The organism is Kribbella alba, from assembly GCF_039529635.1.
Taxonomy (GTDB): domain Bacteria; phylum Actinomycetota; class Actinomycetes; order Propionibacteriales; family Kribbellaceae; genus Kribbella; species Kribbella alba.
In genome coordinates, this window is record NZ_BAAANE010000011.1 from 70,155 (window position 1) to 86,713 (window position 16,559).

General features: G+C 67.5%; 19 protein-coding genes. 7 read left to right on the plus strand and 12 right to left on the minus strand.

Annotation, left to right across the window (positions count from 1 at the left end):
- Positions 1-21: 21 nt before the first annotated feature.
- Positions 22-825, minus strand: a complete 804-nt coding sequence (locus ABD210_RS28985) for a class I SAM-dependent methyltransferase (protein ID WP_344115732.1) — start codon at positions 823-825, stop codon at positions 22-24.
- Positions 826-1,102: 277 nt separating this feature from the next.
- Between ABD210_RS28985 and ABD210_RS28990 the strand changes: the two genes are divergently transcribed.
- Complete coding sequence (locus ABD210_RS28990) at positions 1,103-1,840, plus strand: SAM-dependent methyltransferase (RefSeq protein WP_344115734.1); 738 nt, start codon at positions 1,103-1,105, stop codon at positions 1,838-1,840.
- Between the two features lie 107 nt (positions 1,841-1,947).
- Entirely contained in the window at positions 1,948-2,370 is a 423-nt protein-coding gene (locus ABD210_RS28995; protein WP_344115736.1) for a hypothetical protein, read from the plus strand.
- A 74-nt stretch (positions 2,371-2,444) separates the two neighbouring features.
- Here the strand turns inward: ABD210_RS28995 and ABD210_RS29000 are convergent, their stop codons facing one another.
- From ABD210_RS29000 to ABD210_RS29010, 3 genes are all read right to left on the minus strand, one after another.
- The gene (locus tag ABD210_RS29000) at positions 2,445-3,167 is read right to left on the minus strand and encodes a class E sortase (RefSeq protein ID WP_344115738.1); all 723 of its coding nucleotides are present in this window, start codon (positions 3,165-3,167) and stop codon (positions 2,445-2,447) included.
- Positions 3,168-3,199: 32 nt separating this feature from the next.
- Positions 3,200-3,760 carry a DJ-1/PfpI family protein gene (locus ABD210_RS29005; protein ID WP_344115740.1) on the minus strand — a complete coding sequence of 187 codons (561 nt, stop codon included), beginning with the start codon at positions 3,758-3,760 and terminating at the stop codon, positions 3,200-3,202.
- Positions 3,761-3,872: 112 nt separating this feature from the next.
- Positions 3,873-4,649: a uracil-DNA glycosylase family protein gene (locus ABD210_RS29010; protein ID WP_344115741.1), complete on the minus strand. Its 777-nt coding sequence runs from the start codon at positions 4,647-4,649 to the stop codon at positions 3,873-3,875.
- Between the two features lie 76 nt (positions 4,650-4,725).
- Between ABD210_RS29010 and ABD210_RS29015 the strand changes: the two genes are divergently transcribed.
- On the plus strand, positions 4,726-6,318 hold the full coding sequence (locus ABD210_RS29015) for an amidohydrolase family protein (protein ID WP_344115743.1): 1,593 nt from the start codon (positions 4,726-4,728) through the stop codon (positions 6,316-6,318).
- A 67-nt stretch (positions 6,319-6,385) separates the two neighbouring features.
- Here ABD210_RS29015 and ABD210_RS29020 read toward each other — a convergent pair whose 3' ends face one another.
- The 3 genes from ABD210_RS29020 to ABD210_RS29030 all read right to left on the minus strand — a co-directional run bounded on the left by ABD210_RS29020 (position 6,386) and on the right by ABD210_RS29030 (position 9,228).
- Positions 6,386-7,150, minus strand: a complete 765-nt coding sequence (locus tag ABD210_RS29020) for a TrmH family RNA methyltransferase (protein ID WP_344115745.1) — start codon at positions 7,148-7,150, stop codon at positions 6,386-6,388.
- Positions 7,151-7,221: 71 nt separating this feature from the next.
- Positions 7,222-8,538: a sensor histidine kinase gene (locus ABD210_RS29025; RefSeq protein ID WP_344115747.1), complete on the minus strand. Its 1,317-nt coding sequence runs from the start codon at positions 8,536-8,538 to the stop codon at positions 7,222-7,224.
- Between the two features lie 12 nt (positions 8,539-8,550).
- Positions 8,551-9,228, minus strand: a complete 678-nt coding sequence (locus tag ABD210_RS29030; RefSeq protein ID WP_344115748.1) for a response regulator transcription factor — start codon at positions 9,226-9,228, stop codon at positions 8,551-8,553.
- Between the two features lie 99 nt (positions 9,229-9,327).
- On the opposite strand from ABD210_RS29030, the gene ABD210_RS29035 reads away from it, so the two are divergent.
- From ABD210_RS29035 to ABD210_RS29045, 3 genes are read left to right on the plus strand one after another with little or no spacing between them, the layout of a single operon-like run.
- Positions 9,328-10,059, plus strand: coding sequence for an ABC transporter ATP-binding protein (locus tag ABD210_RS29035; RefSeq protein WP_344115749.1), 732 nt, complete (start codon positions 9,328-9,330; stop codon positions 10,057-10,059).
- A complete protein-coding gene (locus ABD210_RS29040; protein WP_344115751.1) occupies positions 10,056-10,847 on the plus strand; it encodes an ABC transporter permease in 792 nt (263 codons plus the stop codon). Before ABD210_RS29035 ends, ABD210_RS29040 begins: the two co-directional genes overlap by 4 nt.
- On the plus strand, positions 10,844-11,347 hold the full coding sequence (locus tag ABD210_RS29045; protein WP_344115753.1) for a hypothetical protein: 504 nt from the start codon (positions 10,844-10,846) through the stop codon (positions 11,345-11,347). Before ABD210_RS29040 ends, ABD210_RS29045 begins: the two co-directional genes overlap by 4 nt.
- Before the next feature lie 236 nt (positions 11,348-11,583).
- Here the strand turns inward: ABD210_RS29045 and ABD210_RS29050 are convergent, their stop codons facing one another.
- Entirely contained in the window at positions 11,584-11,943 is a 360-nt protein-coding gene (locus ABD210_RS29050) for a VOC family protein (RefSeq protein ID WP_344115755.1), read from the minus strand.
- A gap of 8 nt (positions 11,944-11,951) precedes the next feature.
- Positions 11,952-12,293: an ArsR/SmtB family transcription factor gene (locus ABD210_RS29055; RefSeq protein WP_344115757.1), complete on the minus strand. Its 342-nt coding sequence runs from the start codon at positions 12,291-12,293 to the stop codon at positions 11,952-11,954.
- A gap of 202 nt (positions 12,294-12,495) precedes the next feature.
- On the opposite strand from ABD210_RS29055, the gene ABD210_RS29060 reads away from it, so the two are divergent.
- Complete coding sequence (locus tag ABD210_RS29060; RefSeq protein ID WP_344115759.1) at positions 12,496-13,614, plus strand: glycosyl hydrolase; 1,119 nt, start codon at positions 12,496-12,498, stop codon at positions 13,612-13,614.
- A 35-nt stretch (positions 13,615-13,649) separates the two neighbouring features.
- On the opposite strand, the gene ABD210_RS29065 is transcribed toward ABD210_RS29060, so the two are convergent.
- From ABD210_RS29065 to ABD210_RS29075, 3 genes are all read right to left on the minus strand, one after another.
- Positions 13,650-13,997, minus strand: a complete 348-nt coding sequence (locus ABD210_RS29065) for a TraR/DksA family transcriptional regulator (RefSeq protein WP_344115760.1) — start codon at positions 13,995-13,997, stop codon at positions 13,650-13,652.
- A 69-nt stretch (positions 13,998-14,066) separates the two neighbouring features.
- The gene (locus tag ABD210_RS29070; protein WP_344115761.1) at positions 14,067-14,294 is read right to left on the minus strand and encodes a hypothetical protein; all 228 of its coding nucleotides are present in this window, start codon (positions 14,292-14,294) and stop codon (positions 14,067-14,069) included.
- Between the two features lie 99 nt (positions 14,295-14,393).
- Entirely contained in the window at positions 14,394-16,478 is a 2,085-nt protein-coding gene (locus ABD210_RS29075; protein WP_344115762.1) for a heavy metal translocating P-type ATPase, read from the minus strand.
- Between the last annotated feature and the right edge of the window lie 81 nt (positions 16,479-16,559).

Below are 16,559 nucleotides of genomic sequence, written 5' to 3' on the forward strand. Positions count from 1 at the left end.
CCAGGCTTCGGGCAGCAGCAGTCAGGCCGCGGGCCCAACGCGGCCGAAGGCCAGGAAATGCAGGCTGGCCGACATCATCAATGGATCCGCCTCGAGCATGCGGGCGAGAAGGACCGCGGACGGCATCAGGGTCGACACCTCCTCGGGGGACGCCTTGTCCATAGTGGGCGCGGCCGGACCTTCGACACCCAGTACGACGATGTCGCGCAGCCCGGCTGCCTCGAATTCGGACCGCAGCTCATCCGCATGATGAAAGTACGCGTTCGTGAACCCGGTGGGGTCGTCGTGATTCCGTCCCGTCGCCAGTGACGCGGTGAACTCCTGTGCAGTCTCCTCGTTCAGCAGCCCGGCATTCCCGTACTCCAGCAGTCCGGCGTACCGACTGATGCCAGCGGCAACCACCAGCCCAGCCGGCCGGGTCACGCGGCGCGCCTCGGCCAACGCCTGCGCACGATCGGCTGCCTCCACCAGGTGATACAGCGGCCCGAGCAGCAACGTCACGTCCACACTGGAATCACCCTGCTCCAACTTGCGCGCATCGCCCACCGAAGCAGCGAATCCACCAACAGCGGCAGCCTTCTCGACGTGCTCGACGACCGGATCGACCAGATGCACGGAATACCCGTCACCCGCGAGCCACTTCGCATGCACACCCGTCGCGCCACCGACATCCAGAACAGTTGCTGGCGGCAACGGGAGATATCGGCGTACCAGCTCCTGCGTCCGCAGGAACTCCAGCTGCCCGTGCCCACTCCGGCTCAGCCGATCGTCCTCGACATACCGATCCCGATAGAACCCACGAATCAACGGATCCAGTTCAACCATCGCCCCATGATCACCGATCTGCCGACTCACCGCCGCTCAATTTCCCGCCCCGGTCGAGGAAACGGCGTTCCCGGCAGGTGGTCCGTCGCTCCACTGGCACGAGCGGGTCGGCTGACGGGTGTTTCGTCGACTGGCGTCAAATGAAGCCGCTATCGGTCGAAGAACCCGGCATCGGGTCGGCGCGGCCGGACTCGGCGCGGCCGGACTCGGCGCGGCCGGACTCGGCGCGCTGGTCAATCAGCTTGCGGCGGACGGGCCGGCGCGGTTGGCTGGCCGCGTGGCTGACCTGACGCGTGCCGAATATCCGCGCTCCTCGAAGTACGACGCCGACTGGCTGCTCGAGAACGACATGGGCCCCCATCCGCTGTGGTTGCTCGAGGATCTGGCCAAGGATCTCGACCTGCGGCCCGGCCTGCGGGTGCTCGACCTCGGCTCGGGCAAAGGGGCGACCAGCGTCTTCCTGGCGAAGGAGTACGGCGTACAGGTGTGGGCGGCCGACCTCTGGACCGACCCGACCGAAGCGACCGGGAACTTCGCGAAACACGGCGTCGAGGTGACGGCACTCAAGGCCGAGGCCCACGCACTCCCCTTCGCGCGCGGCTTCTTCGACGCGATCGTCTGCATCGACGCCTACGAGTACTTCGGTACTGCGGACAGCTACCTGGCCTACATCACCAGCTTCCTCAAGCCAGGCGGGCAGCTCGGCATCGCGACGCCCGCCATGACGCGGGAGATCCGCGATCTCGGGTACATCCCCGAGCACATCAAGCAGTTGGTCGGCTGGGAGGCGACAGCCTGGCACACGGCCGACTGGTGGAGGTTCCACTGGGAGATCACCGAACTCGTCGAGGTCACCTCGGCCCGGCTCCAGGAGTCCGGCTGGCACGACTGGCTCACCTGGGCCCACGCGATCTCGGACCGCAACGGCACCCATGACCCCACCATTGAGATGCTCGAGAAGGATCAGGGCGAATACCTCTCCTTCGCCCTCGTCACCGCCCGCAAACCGAGCTGACCCCGGCAGCCCGGGAGGTGCCGGGCGCCCTGGTCGTGAGTCCGCGAACCCGGCTGAGCCGCGCCCCGGGTGTGCGCGGATCACCGGTGCTGAGCAATGCTGTGGGTATGAGCTGGGCTATCTACGCGATGCGAGGTCCGGGCGGCGTCCGCCGTCTCGAGGACATTCCCGATGGGTACGAACCACCGACACTTGGTACTGCGGACGAGGTGGTCAAGCTGGTCCGTGAAGTGGCGCCGGGGGTGGACGCGAGCAGACGCTCCTGGCTGTTGCTGAAGAGCGACCAGTACGACGTCGAGATGACGATCGGCAAGGGCGTCGACGTTCGCGACGTCACCTTCTACCTGAACGACGGGCCCCGCTCGATCCCGGTCGTGATGGAGATCAGCGCCCGCCTGGGCGTCACGCCGTACGACACCGAGTCGGGCAACTTCCTCACCGAGGAGTCCAAGCCCCCGGTTCCACCGCCGCTCACGGAGGACGAGATCAAGGCCAACAAGCCGAAGTGGTGGAAGTTCGGCCGCAGCTGACCGGACCTGGTCCGTACTCCGCGGCGCCGGCCACCCACTCCCGCAGCCGGCCGCGCGAGAGCCGTGATCCGAGGTCAGGTAGCGGGGCGGGTGGCGACCAGGGCACCGATCTTGTCGATGCGGTGTTCGGGGTTGTCGAGCTCGTCCTTCCAGTAGTTGCCCTGAGCGTGGTCCTCGGTGGTCGCGCAGGTTGAGAGCGTGATCATCGCGCGGGTGGGGACCTCACCGGGGCGCCCTGGGACCACGGCGTTCTGCTGGGCCTTCTCGGCCGGTTTGCGGAACGAGATCACCATCGTCCGGACCACCACGTAGTCGTAGACGTATCCGTTGTGCGTGACCAGGATGTGGTCGCCGTTGCCCAGTTGAGGGACCTTCCCGAACGGCCGGCCGTGGGTAGTCCGGTGCGCGGTGACGATGAAGTTCCCGATCTCGCCCGGACCGACTCCGCCCGCCGGACCCCGGGGGCTGGCCGCGACCCGGCGGTTCTGGATCACCGTGCCCGGGCGGTCGTCCGCGGTGCCGTTATAAGCGACCACCCGGAGACTGGTCACTCCGATCGCCGGGATGCCCAGACTCGTTACAGCCGTCGTCCGCTGTTTGCTGGGCGTCGGGCTCGTCGGCTGCGGCGTTGACGACTGCGCCGACGACCGGGACGGCTTCGGGGAAGGTGTTCTCTCGGGAATCGGCGACGTCGCCGGGCCCGTCGCGGACGGCGTACTGGCTGTATTCTCGGCGGCGCTCGAACAGCCCACCAGGGCAGCCACCAGCGCCACCGCTATAACCAACCGCCGGACCATGCTCGAAAAGGTAGCTCGCGCCACAAACCCCACTAAGCGGGAGCGTGCTCCTTCAGCACTGTCATGAAAGCCCGCATCCAGCCCGGGTGATCCGACCAGGCGCGGCCTGAGACCACGTTCCCGTCGACCACCGCATCCCCGTCGACCCACTCACCACCAGCGGCCCGGATGTCGGGCGCGAGAGCGGGATATGCCGACGTCTTGCGTCCTTTCAGTACGCCGGCAGCGGCTGCGAGGAGTGGTCCGTGACAGAGCTGCGCGACGGGTTTCGACTCGCCGTAGAAGTGCTGCACGATCCGCTGGGCGTCCTCGTCGTTCCGGATGTACTCCGGCGCTCGGCCGCCCGGGATCACCAGCGCGACGTATTCCGTCGGGTCCACGTCCGCGAAGGCGAGATCGGCCTGCCAGGTGTGTCCCAGGTTCTCGGTGTAGGTGTCGAAGCCGTCGACGAAGTCGTGCACCACGAACTGCAGCTTCTTCGCCGTCGGCGCGGCCAGATGAACCTCGTAGCCCTCTTCCTGCAGCCGCTGGTACGGGTAGAACACCTCGAGCGTCTCCGCGGCGTCCCCGGTCAGAATCAGCACCTTGGTCATAACGCAGCATCTCCTCGCAGCCGGTCCCCTTCGCCAGCCTCCGCCGCTCGCTATAACGGGTCAAGACCGCAGCCCGGCCGACGCCAACCGTTGCACCAAGTCGGGCTCCCGGTCAGACGTGTTTCGGGGCGCGCCAGACGAGGGTGTTGCGGAGATCGGTGGCGGGGCGTTCGACGCTGTTGTTGTGCTTGGGCCGGTCGGTCCGCCCCCACGCGTCGTCACCGAGCCAGGGTGGAACGCCGAAGGGCAGATCGCGGGCCGGGATCCGGGCGTAGTCGGTCTCGAGGAACTTCGGGCCGTAGTTCGGCACGGTCGCATCGCCGTCGGGATCCGGCGTGACGACGGTCCGGAGCTCGGTCACCGCGGCGCGCCAACTGTCCAGCAGAACCTTCGGACTCCGGCTGGACGGATGCGGGACCTCGAAGACCGGCACGTCAGGCTGCCCGTCCCACAACCTCACGGCCGCTCGGGCCTGCCCACCGAAAGCGACGATCGCCTGGAGACTCGGCCCGGTGATCAGGTCGAGCAGCGTGTTCCGCCACTCCAACTGCTCGGGCTCGGACAGCAGCGGCGTGGCCGACTGGGCATGAGACGGCAGCAGTGCATAGGCGAACGCGTTCACCAGGCTGTAGCTGGAAGTCAGCCCGAGCTTGGTCAGGAAGCCTTGAACGCGCTGGCCGGCGTCACCGACCAGCGTGCGCCCGGCGATCCGCTCGGTCGGCCCGGGATCGGAGGCGATCCCCAGCAGCCGGGCCGAGCGATTCAGCCTGCCGCGGTAGAAGATCGGGCCCCAGTCGTGCCAGAACATTTCCCGGTGCTCGGCATAACTCGGCACCTTGGCGAAATGCCGGGCGACGACAGCCGGCGGTCCCCCATCGAAATCCACCATCGAATACCTCCCCGAAGAGGATCAATAGCCTACGCTCGTGATCACCCGGCCGGGGCGGAGATTTCGGAGGTGGACCATGTTCGTTCTTCGCGGCACGGTTGTCACGATGCGACCCGGCGGTGAAGTGCTCAGTCGCGGCTCGGTTTATGTCGGCGATGACGGACTCATTGCCGCCGTCACCCCCGGCGACTCAGTACCACCGGGATTCGACGACGCCCCGCGCGTCACGGCCGGCGGAGTGATCTACCCGGGCCTGATCGACCTGCACAACCACCTGATGTACAACAGCCTGCCGCTGTGGACTGAGCCGTCGCGCACGACACCGTGGACCTCCCACAACCAGTGGGGCCGCGCCCCGTCGTACAGCGGCACGATCAGCGCACCCGCGAGGCTGCTGGGTGCTGCCGCGGGCCGGGCCCTGCTCCGGTACGCCGAAACGCGCGCGATCGTGGGCGGGACCACCTCGATCCAGGGCAATCCGCGCGGCGCAGTGCCGCCGGACAACGACCTGATCCGCAATGTCGACTCGGAGAAACTCGGCACCCACGACGATTTCATCCGGGTCAGCACCCTCGTCGCCGACAACGCGGAAGCACTCGCGCCGTACGCCGAGGCAGTGCGGCAGGGACGCGGATTCATCGCGCACACCGCCGAAGGCTCCGACCCGAAACTCCGGAAAGAGTTCCAGCTTCTCGGTGAAGTCGGCGTGGTCAAACCTCAGCTGGTGGCAATCCACGGCGGCGCGTTGAATGCTGCCGATTTCAACCAGCTGCGGGACGGAAACTCCAGCCTGGTCTGGTCGCCGTTCTCGAACTATTGGCTTTACGGCGCGACGGCGGATATCTCGGCGGCCAAAGCGGAGGGTGTCCGGCTGTGCATCGGTTCGGACTGGGGGCCGTCCGGCACCCGCAATGTGCTGTGGGAACTCAAAGTTGCCGACCTGTGGAACAAAGCCCAGCCGACCAAGGTGTTCACCGACGAGGACCTGGTGCGAATGGCCACAGCCAATCCCGGCGAGGCCTTGTCGGGGCTTTGGCCACACCCGGTGGGCCGGATCGAACGCGGCGCGCTGGCCGACCTCATCGTGGTCTCCCGTAAGCACGACGACGTGTATCGCAACGTCATCGACGCGACCGAGGCACACCTGCGGCTCGCGGTGGTGGGTGGAAGAGCGCGCTATGGAGTGCGCTCGCTGATGTCCGCCTTGGCGCCGGCCGCGACGCGTATCGCCGTCGGCCGACTCAGCCGAGCCATCGACTACGGCGACCCCGCGGTGACGTGGTCGTCGGTGGTCGCCGATCTCGAGAAGGTCCGCAAGAACCCCACCGCCGCGGCGGAACGTGCCGCGCTGGTCCTCGATGCGCTGACGGCAGCGGGCCTGTCCGTAGACGGCCCCAGCCCGGACGGCTTGAACGGTTCGGACCTGAGCACTGACGGCCTGAGCGCAGACGGCAGGGCTGCCCTGGCGGATTCGTTCATCCTGCTGCCGGACATGCCGGCACCGGAGCTGGACCTCGAGCTCCGCAGCCGCGGGGCATCCGGCGCTGCGCCTGCACCGGTCACCGTGCCACCCGCTGAACCACTCACAACGGGCAGTTCCTGGTTCGACGCCGTCGACGCCAACCCCTTCCACAGCGGCCTACTTTCCGGCCTCCGCAGCTACGCCTGACCGACCGCGCTCGCATCGTTCGGGCCGACCAGCTTGTACTCGTCCCCATCAACCCGACGGACGGCCCTCAGTCGCGGTTGGTGACCTCGAAGGCGACTACGGCCGCGGCGACTGCGACGTTCAACGACTCGACGCCGTTGTGCAGCGGGATCTCGAGATCCTCGTCAGTCGAGACGGAGATGCCGTTCGTCTCCCCGCCGAGCACGAACACGGCCCGCGGCGCCAGCTCCGCCTTGAACAAAGACTGCGAGGACCGCGCCGACAACCCGTAGATGCGGTAGCCGGCGGACCGCAGTTCGTCGACCGCCGCACGCGCGGTCGGCGAATTCACGATCGGCGCCTGGAACGCGACACCCGCCGAGGCCTTGATCACCAGCGGCCCGACGTGCGGAGTACCGGCTCGCGGCAGGATCACCCCGTCGAAACCCGCGCCGGTCGCGGTCCGCAGGATCATCCCCACGTTGCCCGGATTCGTCACCCCGTCGAGCAGGAACACGTTGGTCGGACGCTTGCCGCGATCCCGGACGAAGTTCTGCAAGGGCGTCATCCGCGGAGCGTTGATGTCGGCGACCACGCCCTGGTCGTGGCGGCTGTTCCCCGCCAGCCACTGGATCCGGCTCGGCGAGGCCCGCTGAACCGGAGTACCGGCCCGATCGGCGGCCCGCAGGATGTCGTCCAGCGACCGGCCGGTGGCGTTGTCCGCGACGACCACCTTGGCGACCGACAGTCCGGGATCGTTGAGCGCCTCGAGCACCGGTTTCCGGCCGAAGATCGTGATCCACTTGTCCCGCGGCGACAGCCGCTCCTCGTCCGATTCCCTCCTCGAGTTCACCCCGGCACCCTACAACCGGCCGCCGCACCGCGGGGTGACGCCAGGAGTACCGGCCTCACTCGCGGGCATGATCAGGCGGAAGGAAGTCTCACCTCGACCACGGCGCCATCGTCCGTGCTCTGGCCTAGGCGGACGGTGCCGCCGTGAAGCCGGACAACCTCGGCCACGATCGCGAGGCCCAGGCCGCTCCCGCCGTCATCCCTGCCGCGGGCGGTCGTCAAGCGGACGAACCGGTCGAAGACCCGCTCACGGTCGGCTACCGGTATGCCCGGACCGTCGTCGGACACGGTGAGTAGCACCTCCCCGTCCTCTTCCTGCAGCGACAGAACGATCCGTCGCCGCGCATAGCGGCCGGCGTTCTCGCCGAGGTTGAGAATCACCCGCCGCAGCGAGGTCTCGTCGCCGAGCACCTGGCCGCCGGACACCGCAGAGGTGTCGATCTCCAGATCCGTTGCCGTGCGCAACCGCTGCGCCTCGGCGAAGACCAGGTCGTCCAGATCCACCGGCACCCTCGGCAGCGTGAAGTCTTGTTCGTCGGCCCGGGCGAGCAGGAGCAGGTCGTCCACCAGCCGCTGGATGCGAAGGTCCTCGGCCAGGACCGTGCTGGCCAGGTCGTCCAGCGACGACCGCTCCGGATGGGCCAGCGCGACTTCAGCGTGCTGGCGGATCGAAGCGACCGGGGAACGCAACTCGTGCGAGGCGTCGGAGACGAAGCGCCGTTGACTTTCCTGCGCCCGTTGGAGCCGGTCGAGCATCCGGTTCATCGTGGCAGCCAGCCTGCCGATCTCGTCCCGGCTGTGCACCGCGGGGACCCGCCGATGCAGTTCGGCGGCGGAGATCGCGTCCACCTCGCGCCGGATCGCGCCCACCGGCGCCAGCATCCGCCCGGTCACGATCCAGGTGACGCCGCCCACCACCAGCACCATCAGCGGCAGTCCGATCAGCAGAACGCGGGTGACGAACCTGGTGGAATCCAGTACGTCGACCAGCGGTCGACCCACGATCACCTGAACCCCACCGTCACCGCCGGCCTGATCCACCCCACCCGGCTGGTTCACCGGTGCGGCCGCGAAGACGAAGTCCTCGCCGTATCCGGGGGGCTCGACCGCCACACATCGAGTGCCTGGATCGGCCAACCTGCGCTGACCCGGCGCCCCCACCACCTGACCGGAGCTGCCGATCACCTGCACGAGCTCAGACGGTGTCGACGACAGCCCACGGGAGACGCCGGCGCTCGAGGCCAGCACCGAAGCCCGCTCCCTGGTATCCGCACAGACCTGGTCCGTGAGCACCGAGCCGAGCAACGCGACCAGCACCAATGCCCCGGCCACCAGCGCAAGACCGACGACGAGCACCGCGGCAAGAGTCACCCGCACTCGCAGCGTCATCGCGCCGGCCTCCTATCCGCCATCGGCCGCCAGCCGGTAGCCCGAACCACGCAAGGTCGCGATGGCGGACCTGCCGTAGGGCCGGTCCAGCTTGTTGCGAAGGCGCCGAACGTAGACCTCGACGATGTTGGGATCGCCTTCGAAGTCGTAGTCCCACACATGTTCCAGGATGGTCCGCTTCGACACCACCACACCTTGCCGCCGGATCAGGAACTCCAGCAACGAGAGCTCCCGCGCGGTCAGGTCGAGTTCCGCCTCGCCACGCCAGGCCCGACGAGCCGCAGGGTCCAACCGCAGATCGCCCGCTTCGACGACAACGGGACGCGCGACCGCCCCGCGGCGTACCAAAGCGCGCAGCCTGGCGACCAGTACGGCGTACGAGAAGGGCTTGGTCAGGTAGTCGTCGGCGCCGGTGTCGAGGGCCTTGATCTGGACGGTGTCGTCATCTCTTGCCGTCAGCATCAGAATCGGCGTCCAGACGTTCTCGGTCCGCAGCGTCGCGCAGATCTCGAAGCCGTCGATCTCCGGCAGCATCAGGTCGAGCACCAGCACGTCGTAGCTGTGTTCGCGGGCGAGCCAGAGGCCGTCGGTGCCGGTGAGCGCGACGTCGACGGCGAAGCCCTCGGCCTCGAGGCCGTTCCGCAGGCCCGCGGCGAGCCGCTTCTCGTCCTCGACCACCAGCGCGCGCATCTGACACCTCCTCCGAGGTGATCCTGGTCCATTGTCGCTGAACACCGGCTGAATCCGCCGTTCAGGCTGGATTCAGGACCGCGGCCCTACCGTCGGGCCATGTCGACCCTCGAAGTAGTCCGCCTCAGCAAGCGGTACGGCGAACGGACCGCCGTCGACGACCTGAGTTTCACCGCCCGCCAGGGCGACATCATCGGCCTGCTCGGGCCCAACGGTGCCGGGAAGACGACCACGATCCGACTGCTGACCACTATCCTCCGCCCGAGCGGCGGCTCGTTCGCGGTGGCGGGGATCTCCGGCGATCACCCAGCACAGATCCGGCAGCGGATCGGCGTACTCCCCGAAAGTGCCGGCTATCCCGGCCGGCAGACCGGTCGGGACTACCTGCGCTACGCGGCGCGGCTCTTCGGTCGCGATCGCCGCGATGCCGGTGCCGCCGCCGATCGGCTGCTCGCCGAGGTAGGTCTCGGCGAACGTGCCGGCTCGCGGATCTCGACGTACAGCCGTGGCATGCGGCAACGACTGGGAATCGCCCGGGCGCTGATCAACGAGCCGGTGGTGGTCTTCCTCGACGAGCCGACCCTCGGCCTGGATCCCGCGGGCCAACGGGAGATCCTCGCCACCGTCGAACTGATCGCCCAGCAGCGCGGCGCGACGGTCGTGCTGTCGACCCACACGCTGACCGAGGTCGAACAGATCTGCAACACCGTGCTGATTCTCGATCATGGCCGGCTGCGCGCGGCGGGTTCGGTCGCCGACGTCCTGACCGCCGCGGGCACCACCAGCCTGGGGGACGCGTTCCTCAGCCTGACCGGGGAGAACCGGCCATGAAAGAGAACAAGTCCCGTACTGCGGCACGTTGGCCGGTGGTCGCCGAACAGGAGTGCCGGGATCTGTGGCTCGGTGGCCGCGGGCCCCTGCTGGTCTTCGCTTTCAGCGTGTTACTGAGTGCGATGACCTACCTCGCCGCCACGAACCAGGCGATGAACTTCCTCGAACAACGCGAGGCCGTGAACCTCACGCTGCAGGTGGCCCTGACTGTCGGCGTACTGCTCACCCTGCTGGTCAGCGCGGACGCGATCAGCGGCGAACGGGAGCGCAGTACCTTCGAGGCACTGTTGCTCACTCCGGTGTCCAGACGGGCGATCGTGGCCGGGAAGTTGTTCGCGGCAACGACCTTGTGGCTCGCCTGTCTCCTCGTCGCCCTGCCCTACCTATGGGTCCTCGGGCGAGGTGTGGCCGTAGCCGGGCAGGCAGCACTTCTCGCCTTGTCCGTCGGCAGCCTGGTGGCGATCGGGCTCGGCGGTCTGGGGCTGCTGATCAGCGCCCTCACCAACTCCAACAAGACCAGTCTGGCGTTCAGCCTGCTGATGCTGCTGGTCCTGTTCGCTCCGACGCAGTTGCCCGCACTTCCGAAGACCGGCTTCGGCGAACTGCTGGTCCGGATCAACCCGATCGGATCCGCCCTGCACTACATCTCGCAAGTTCTGGTCAGCCGCCGCAGCTGGTCTCATGACCTCGCCTACCTGATCTCACCCGCACTGGTCGCCCTCGTCGTCTGCGGTCTGCTGATCGCGGCCGCACCTCGCATCGTCAAGCTGGAGGTGCATTCCGAATGAGTCGGCTCAGCCTTCTCGCCGGCGCGATGCTCGCCGCAGCACTGGTTTCAGCGCCGGCCGCGGCCGCTGCTGCCCCGCCATCACCGGTCATCACGATGAACAAGAACCAGCTCACCGCTGTCGTCGGCCAGAACCTGACGCTGGAGTCAACCATCACCGGCGATCGGGCCGCGCCCGCGATCGCGCACCTCAACGTCACCAGTCTCGACGGCGTGTACGTCGACCTGGAGGACTGGACCCATGACGTCACCCAGCCGGTGCCGCCGGGAGAGGAAGCCCCGCTGGACTGGGAGGTCCAGGCAGTCAACTCAGGCCACTTCGCGCTCTACGTCGTCCTGATCCCTCAGGACGGCCCGCTGGTCGTCAGCTCGCCGGTCCACGTCACCGTGGCAGCTCGCCAAACCCTCGACACCGCGGGCGCAGTACCCGTTGCCCTCGCAGTCCCCACCCTCCTGGGCCTGGCAGCCATCGCAACCCGCCGCCCCTGGCGAAGGCCCTGAGCGCAACCTACGAACGCGGCGACCTAGTACGACAGCCGTAGTTCGTGATGATGCCTTCGGCAGGGGGCCGCGGGAGGGTGCCGCCCTGACCAAGAGTGGGGACCTGGGACAGGTAGTCGGGGCCTTGAACACGTTATTTCGTGTCCCCGGTCCCTGTTTGGTGTTCAAGGCCGCCGCTTCGTGACCGCTGCGCAGTCCGGGCCGTCCCCGCAACATCACAAACTCCGGCTGTAGCACTAGGCAGTGGCGTCGTACATGTGCAGGCCGATCAGGACGCCGGTCGGGTCGGAGATGTAGGCGCCGCGACCGACGCCACCGATGGCAAAGGGCGGTACGACGACAGTGCCGCCCTCCTTCTCGACCGACGCCAGCACGGCGTCCAGTTCGGGCACCCGGATCACCGGCACAACTCGAGGCTGCCCATCGCGCGACGGCAGCAGGGCAGTGTCGATCCCCGGACCGTCACCGTGCGGCGAGACCAGGTAGTCGGGCGCTGCGAACGGCTGCGGCGACCAACCGAAGACAGAACTGAAGAACTGCTTCGACGCGTCCAGATCGGCTGTGTTCAGCTCTAGATAAGTGACGGGTGCGTGCATGTCGACTCCTACTGAGTGTGCTGGGATTTCTTGCCGGCGCGCCGGTCGGTGGTCAGGGTCGGTGCCGCAGTCCAGCGATCGACCAGGATGGCGATCCACTGCTCCACCTCCGACAAACCGCCTGGAGCGAGTTCGTGCCAGTGCTCGCGCCCTTGGACCGTCGTGCTCAGCAACCCCGCATCGGCCAGCACCTTGATGTGCTGCGAGACCGCCGGACGGCTCATCGGCAGTAGATCTGCCAGCTGCCCACTGGTCGCCGGCCCGTGCGCCAAGCGCTGCAACAACGTGCGTCGCGACGGATCTGCGAGCGCGACGAGAACTGCCTGGACCACCTGAGGATTCACCTGCATTACCGAAGCGTAAGCCACAGCTTATACATCGGCAAGGTCGGCGGCCCTGGCGAACCGGGGCAGGTCCCCCGGTCGGATTCGCTGACGATGAGCTGCCATGGGGGACTCTAAGACCGGGGTTGGGTGTAGCCGGACCTCCGCCGACGCCGCGCAGTACCGGATTCTCAGCAGCTACTCAGCCAGGAGCGGGCAGAATCGCGAGATGGGCGGAGAGCAGGGTGGGGTCTCGCGTCGCCGGGGGCACTGGGTGTGGGCAGCGGTGACGGCCGGGGCCGTCGGATTGGTCCTGGTTGTCGTCATGGCAGTTCGGCTGACCGACAACCAGCCCGTCAGCCAACCGAAGGTTCCACCGGGCACAGGCACGCCCAAGGCGCACTGCACGCTGTCCGCTCTGCTGGTGCCGTCGTGTGGAGCACTCTTCGGGGTGGCCGCGAATCCACTCGGTGACGAGTCGTGGGACACCGCTCTGACCGCGTTCGAGGACGGCATCGGCCGGACGGTCGACATCGCGCACTACTACAACTCGAGCCCGGACCTGTTCCCGACCGCGGAGATGATCAAGCGCGCCCGGGAGCCGGGCAAGAAGAGACTGTTGCTGCTCAACTGGAAGCCCGAGCTGGGCAAGACCTGGGCACAAGTAGCCAGGGGCAACAAGAAGGTGGACGCGGCGATCGACGCCGAGGCCGAGTACCTGAAGACGACGTTCCCGGAGAAGTTCTTCCTGACCATCCACCACGAGCCGGAGGACGAGGTCGATCCGAGTCCTGGTTCGGGGATGACCGCCGAGGACTACCGGGCGATGTACCGGCACGTGGTGCAGCGGCTGCGCCAGAACGGCGTGACCAACGCGGTCTTCGTGATGAACTACACCGGCACCGCGAAGTGGGGATCGCAGCCGTGGTTCGAGAGCCTCTATCCGGGCGATGACGTGGTCGACTGGATCGCCGAAGATCCTTATATCTTCGGAGACTCGCCGGACTATTGGACCGACTTCGCCTCGGCCGTCGATCGGCGGGACGCTGCGAACCACCCGGAGTGGCCCGGTTTCTACAGCTGGGCGGTGGCAACCCATCCGAGCAAGCCGATGATGCTCGGCGAGTGGGGAGTCAACGAGCAGACCAAGGACTCCAAGACCAAGGCGGACATGCTCGGCACGGTCCGCGACGGCCTGAGCCGACGCCCCCAGCTCAAGGCCCTCGTCTACTGGAACGAGACCAAGTTCGACCCTGTCGGTGAAACGCGCCTCGACTCATCCCCGGCCACCCGAGAAGCTGCCCACGACCTCGTCACTACCGGCCCCCTCGCCCGCCAACTGGGCTGAATCCAGCTCCGCGGCCCGCCCGAGCCGGCTGCTGGTCAGCTGGCGCAGTTGATGCAGGTGCGGGCAGCGGGTCGCGCCAGCAGGCGTTCAGGGGCGATCGGCTGGCCGCAGAGTTCACACCGGCCGTAGTCGCCGGCTTCGATTCGTTCCAGCGCGCTGTCGAGATCGTCCAGGTGCTTGCGAGCGTCGGCGAGGAAGGCCGTGGTCTGCGAGCGTTCGAACGCGATGGTCGAGCCTTCCGGGTCGTGCTCATCGTCAGTGGCGACCAGCCGTGCGGCCTCCACGATCGCCTCGATGTCCTGACTGAGTGCCGCGACGCGATCCGCGGTTACAGCACGATCAGCCGCCAGTAACGCACGCAACTGCTGATCGGAGGACGCCATCGACCCAGTCTACGAGCCCTGAACGAGGCGGGGCCGGCCAGCACTCAGGCCCACACGCAGTGACCGAACTCAGCTCCAGACCAGGCCGAGTGGGTTGCCTGTCTCGATGCCGTCGAGCTCTTGGTCCTGCCGTGCCGCGGGAAGGGGTTCGTTGGTGATCTCCAACCCTGGGAACCGTCGCCGCATGGCCGCCTCATAGCGATCCGCGTAGGCAGACTCGCCGATGTAGTCGGCAATCTGATACCGCCCGAACCAGGTCCGAACCCGCCGCCGCTCCGACGACCCACCAGCTGTCACCCCAGGGACGCTACAAGTCCCAATTGTCGTCCGTGTTACACGCGGTTACGAGCTCAAGTCCATTGCCATGAGCAACCACAGGCCCCCGCGAGGCAGCGGTCAGCCGGCTCGGACGCCGTTCCAGGCGGCGTTGCGAAGGAGGCGCAGCCCGTTGAGTCCGACGATGACGGTTGAGCCTTCATGCCCCGCGACACCGAGCGGCAGTGGGAGGTGACCGAACAGGTCCCAGATGACCAGCCCGGTGATGAAGGTTGCCGCGATCACGAGGTTCGCGATGACGACCCGGCGAGCGCGGCGCGACAAGGCGATCACCGCCGGGATTGTGGACAGGTCATCGCGCACCACGATCGCATCCGCAGTCTGAAGCGTCAGATCCGAACCAGCGCCACCCATGGCGATCCCCGCCTGCGCTACGGCGAGCGCAGGCGCGTCATTGATGCCGTCCCCGACAACCGTCACCCGCTCCCCAGCGCCCTGAAGCTCCTGTACTGCGGCGACCTTGCCGTCAGGCAACAAGTCCGCCCGAAGGTCGGTGATCCCGACAGCGGACGCCACCTGCTTCGCAGTCACGGCGTTGTCACCCGTGAGCAGCACGGGCGTCTTGCCCGTCAGGCGAGCCAGCTCCTCAACCGCCTCAGCCGCCTCAGACCGAACCTCGTCAAAGATGCCAAGCACCGCGACCGGATCCCCATCAATCAACACCACCACCGCAGTCGCCCCGGCTCCCCGAAGATCCTGAACCTCCACCAGCGCAGTACGCCCGGCCTGCGCAGCCGGTCGGGCGTTGAATGTTGCGTCAGGCAAGAAGGCGGCTGGGGTTCCGATTCGCACCTTCAACCCATCGACTACCGCGGTGACACCGCTGCCGGCGGTAGCGGTGAAGGAGTCGACCGGCTTCAGGCGAAGTCCGCGCTCGCGGGCGGCGGCCACTATCGCAGTACCAAGTGGATGTTCGCTGGGGTGCTCGGCCGAGGCTGCGAGCGCCAGGATCTCGTCGCTGCTGAATCGCGTGCCGGCTACAAGCCTGATCTCGGCCAACTGTGGTGTACCGCGGGTGAGGGTTCCGGTCTTGTCGAGCGCGACCTGGCTGGTGGCTCCTAGCTGCTCCATCACGACGGCTGACTTGACCAGTACGCCGTGCCGTCCGGCGTTCGCGATCGCCGCGAGCAAAGGCGGCATGGTTGCCAGCACAACCGCGCAGGGCGACGCCACGATCATGAACGTCATCGCCCGGAGGAGGGTCGGGGTGACCGGTTGCCCGAACAGCAACGGGATCAGGAACAACGCGACCGTTGCGACGACCATGCCGATCGAATACCGCTGCTCGACCTTCTCGATGAAGAGCTGCGTCCTGGCCTTTGTCCGAGCGGCTTCCTCAACCAGTCCGGCGATCCGCGCGACCACCGACTCCTCCGCCGGGCGGTCGACCCTGACCCTCAGCGCGCCGGTGCCGTTCAAGGTGCCGGCGAACACCTCGTCACCAGCCGCCTTGTCCACCGGCAAAGGCTCACCGGTGATGGTCGCCTGATCCACCTCGCCGGCACCGTCCAGCACAGTCCCATCGGCCCCGATCCGTTCCCCCGGCCGCACGAGAATCACCTCCCCGACAGCCAGCTCGGCAACCCGCACCTTCTCCTCACCAGCTGCCCAGACAATCTCCTCCCACGCGACGGGTGGCCGGGCGGTCTTCCCTGGTGGCGGGGCGGCGTGTTCTTCCGCCGGGGACGGGCGGGTGGTGCCTACGCGGGTCGCGGTATCGGGGGCGAGGTCGAGGAGGCCTCGGACGGAATCCTCGGTGCGTTTGGTCGCCACGGCTTCCAGCGCTCCGGAGGTGGCGAAGATGACGATCAGCAAGCCGCCGTCGAGCACCTGGCCGATGGCGGCGGCACCGATCGCGGCCGCGACCATCAGCAGGTCGACATCCAGCCGCTTGTTGCGCAACTCCTGCAGTCCTGCCCAGCCAGGCTCCCAGCCACCGGCGACGTAACAGGCGATGAAGAGCGACCAGCTCACCCCGCCAGGACCACCAGCCAACTGCACCGCCAGACCTGCAAGGAACAGCGCGGTCGCCGCCGCGGCCCACCGGACCTCAGCCAGCGACCACGCGCTGCGCCACCACCCGTCGGTCGGCAACAGCCGGGCGGCTGAATCGGTTCCGTCACGTGCGATCGTCTCGACAGTCACCAGCACATGCTATCTGCGCAAACATGCATACACGCACCCAAGCAGATATTTGGGACGGAAGCACAAAGGCGACGCGGCCTG

Excerpts from the sequence above, each read along its gene's own strand:
- ABD210_RS29050 (WP_344115755.1), bottom strand. The coding sequence starts at position 11,943 with ATGCACGCACCCGTCACTTATCTAGAGCTGAACACAGCCGATCTGGAC.
- ABD210_RS29035 (WP_344115749.1), top strand. The coding sequence starts at position 9,328 with ATGTCGACCCTCGAAGTAGTCCGCCTCAGCAAGCGGTACGGCGAACGG.
- ABD210_RS29065 (WP_344115760.1), bottom strand. The coding sequence starts at position 13,997 with ATGGCGTCCTCCGATCAGCAGTTGCGTGCGTTACTGGCGGCTGATCGT.
- ABD210_RS29040 (WP_344115751.1), top strand. The coding sequence starts at position 10,056 with ATGAAAGAGAACAAGTCCCGTACTGCGGCACGTTGGCCGGTGGTCGCC.
- ABD210_RS29010 (WP_344115741.1), bottom strand. The coding sequence starts at position 4,649 with ATGGTGGATTTCGATGGGGGACCGCCGGCTGTCGTCGCCCGGCATTTC.
- ABD210_RS29025 (WP_344115747.1), bottom strand. The coding sequence starts at position 8,538 with ATGACGCTGCGAGTGCGGGTGACTCTTGCCGCGGTGCTCGTCGTCGGT.
- ABD210_RS28995 (WP_344115736.1), top strand. The coding sequence starts at position 1,948 with ATGAGCTGGGCTATCTACGCGATGCGAGGTCCGGGCGGCGTCCGCCGT.
- ABD210_RS29060 (WP_344115759.1), top strand. The coding sequence starts at position 12,496 with ATGGGCGGAGAGCAGGGTGGGGTCTCGCGTCGCCGGGGGCACTGGGTG.
- ABD210_RS29015 (WP_344115743.1), top strand. The coding sequence starts at position 4,726 with ATGTTCGTTCTTCGCGGCACGGTTGTCACGATGCGACCCGGCGGTGAA.
- ABD210_RS29045 (WP_344115753.1), top strand. The coding sequence starts at position 10,844 with ATGAGTCGGCTCAGCCTTCTCGCCGGCGCGATGCTCGCCGCAGCACTG.
- ABD210_RS29030 (WP_344115748.1), bottom strand. The coding sequence starts at position 9,228 with ATGCGCGCGCTGGTGGTCGAGGACGAGAAGCGGCTCGCCGCGGGCCTG.
- ABD210_RS29005 (WP_344115740.1), bottom strand. The coding sequence starts at position 3,760 with ATGACCAAGGTGCTGATTCTGACCGGGGACGCCGCGGAGACGCTCGAG.
- ABD210_RS28985 (WP_344115732.1), bottom strand. The coding sequence starts at position 825 with ATGGTTGAACTGGATCCGTTGATTCGTGGGTTCTATCGGGATCGGTAT.
- ABD210_RS29055 (WP_344115757.1), bottom strand. The coding sequence starts at position 12,293 with ATGCAGGTGAATCCTCAGGTGGTCCAGGCAGTTCTCGTCGCGCTCGCA.
- ABD210_RS29000 (WP_344115738.1), bottom strand. The coding sequence starts at position 3,167 with ATGGTCCGGCGGTTGGTTATAGCGGTGGCGCTGGTGGCTGCCCTGGTG.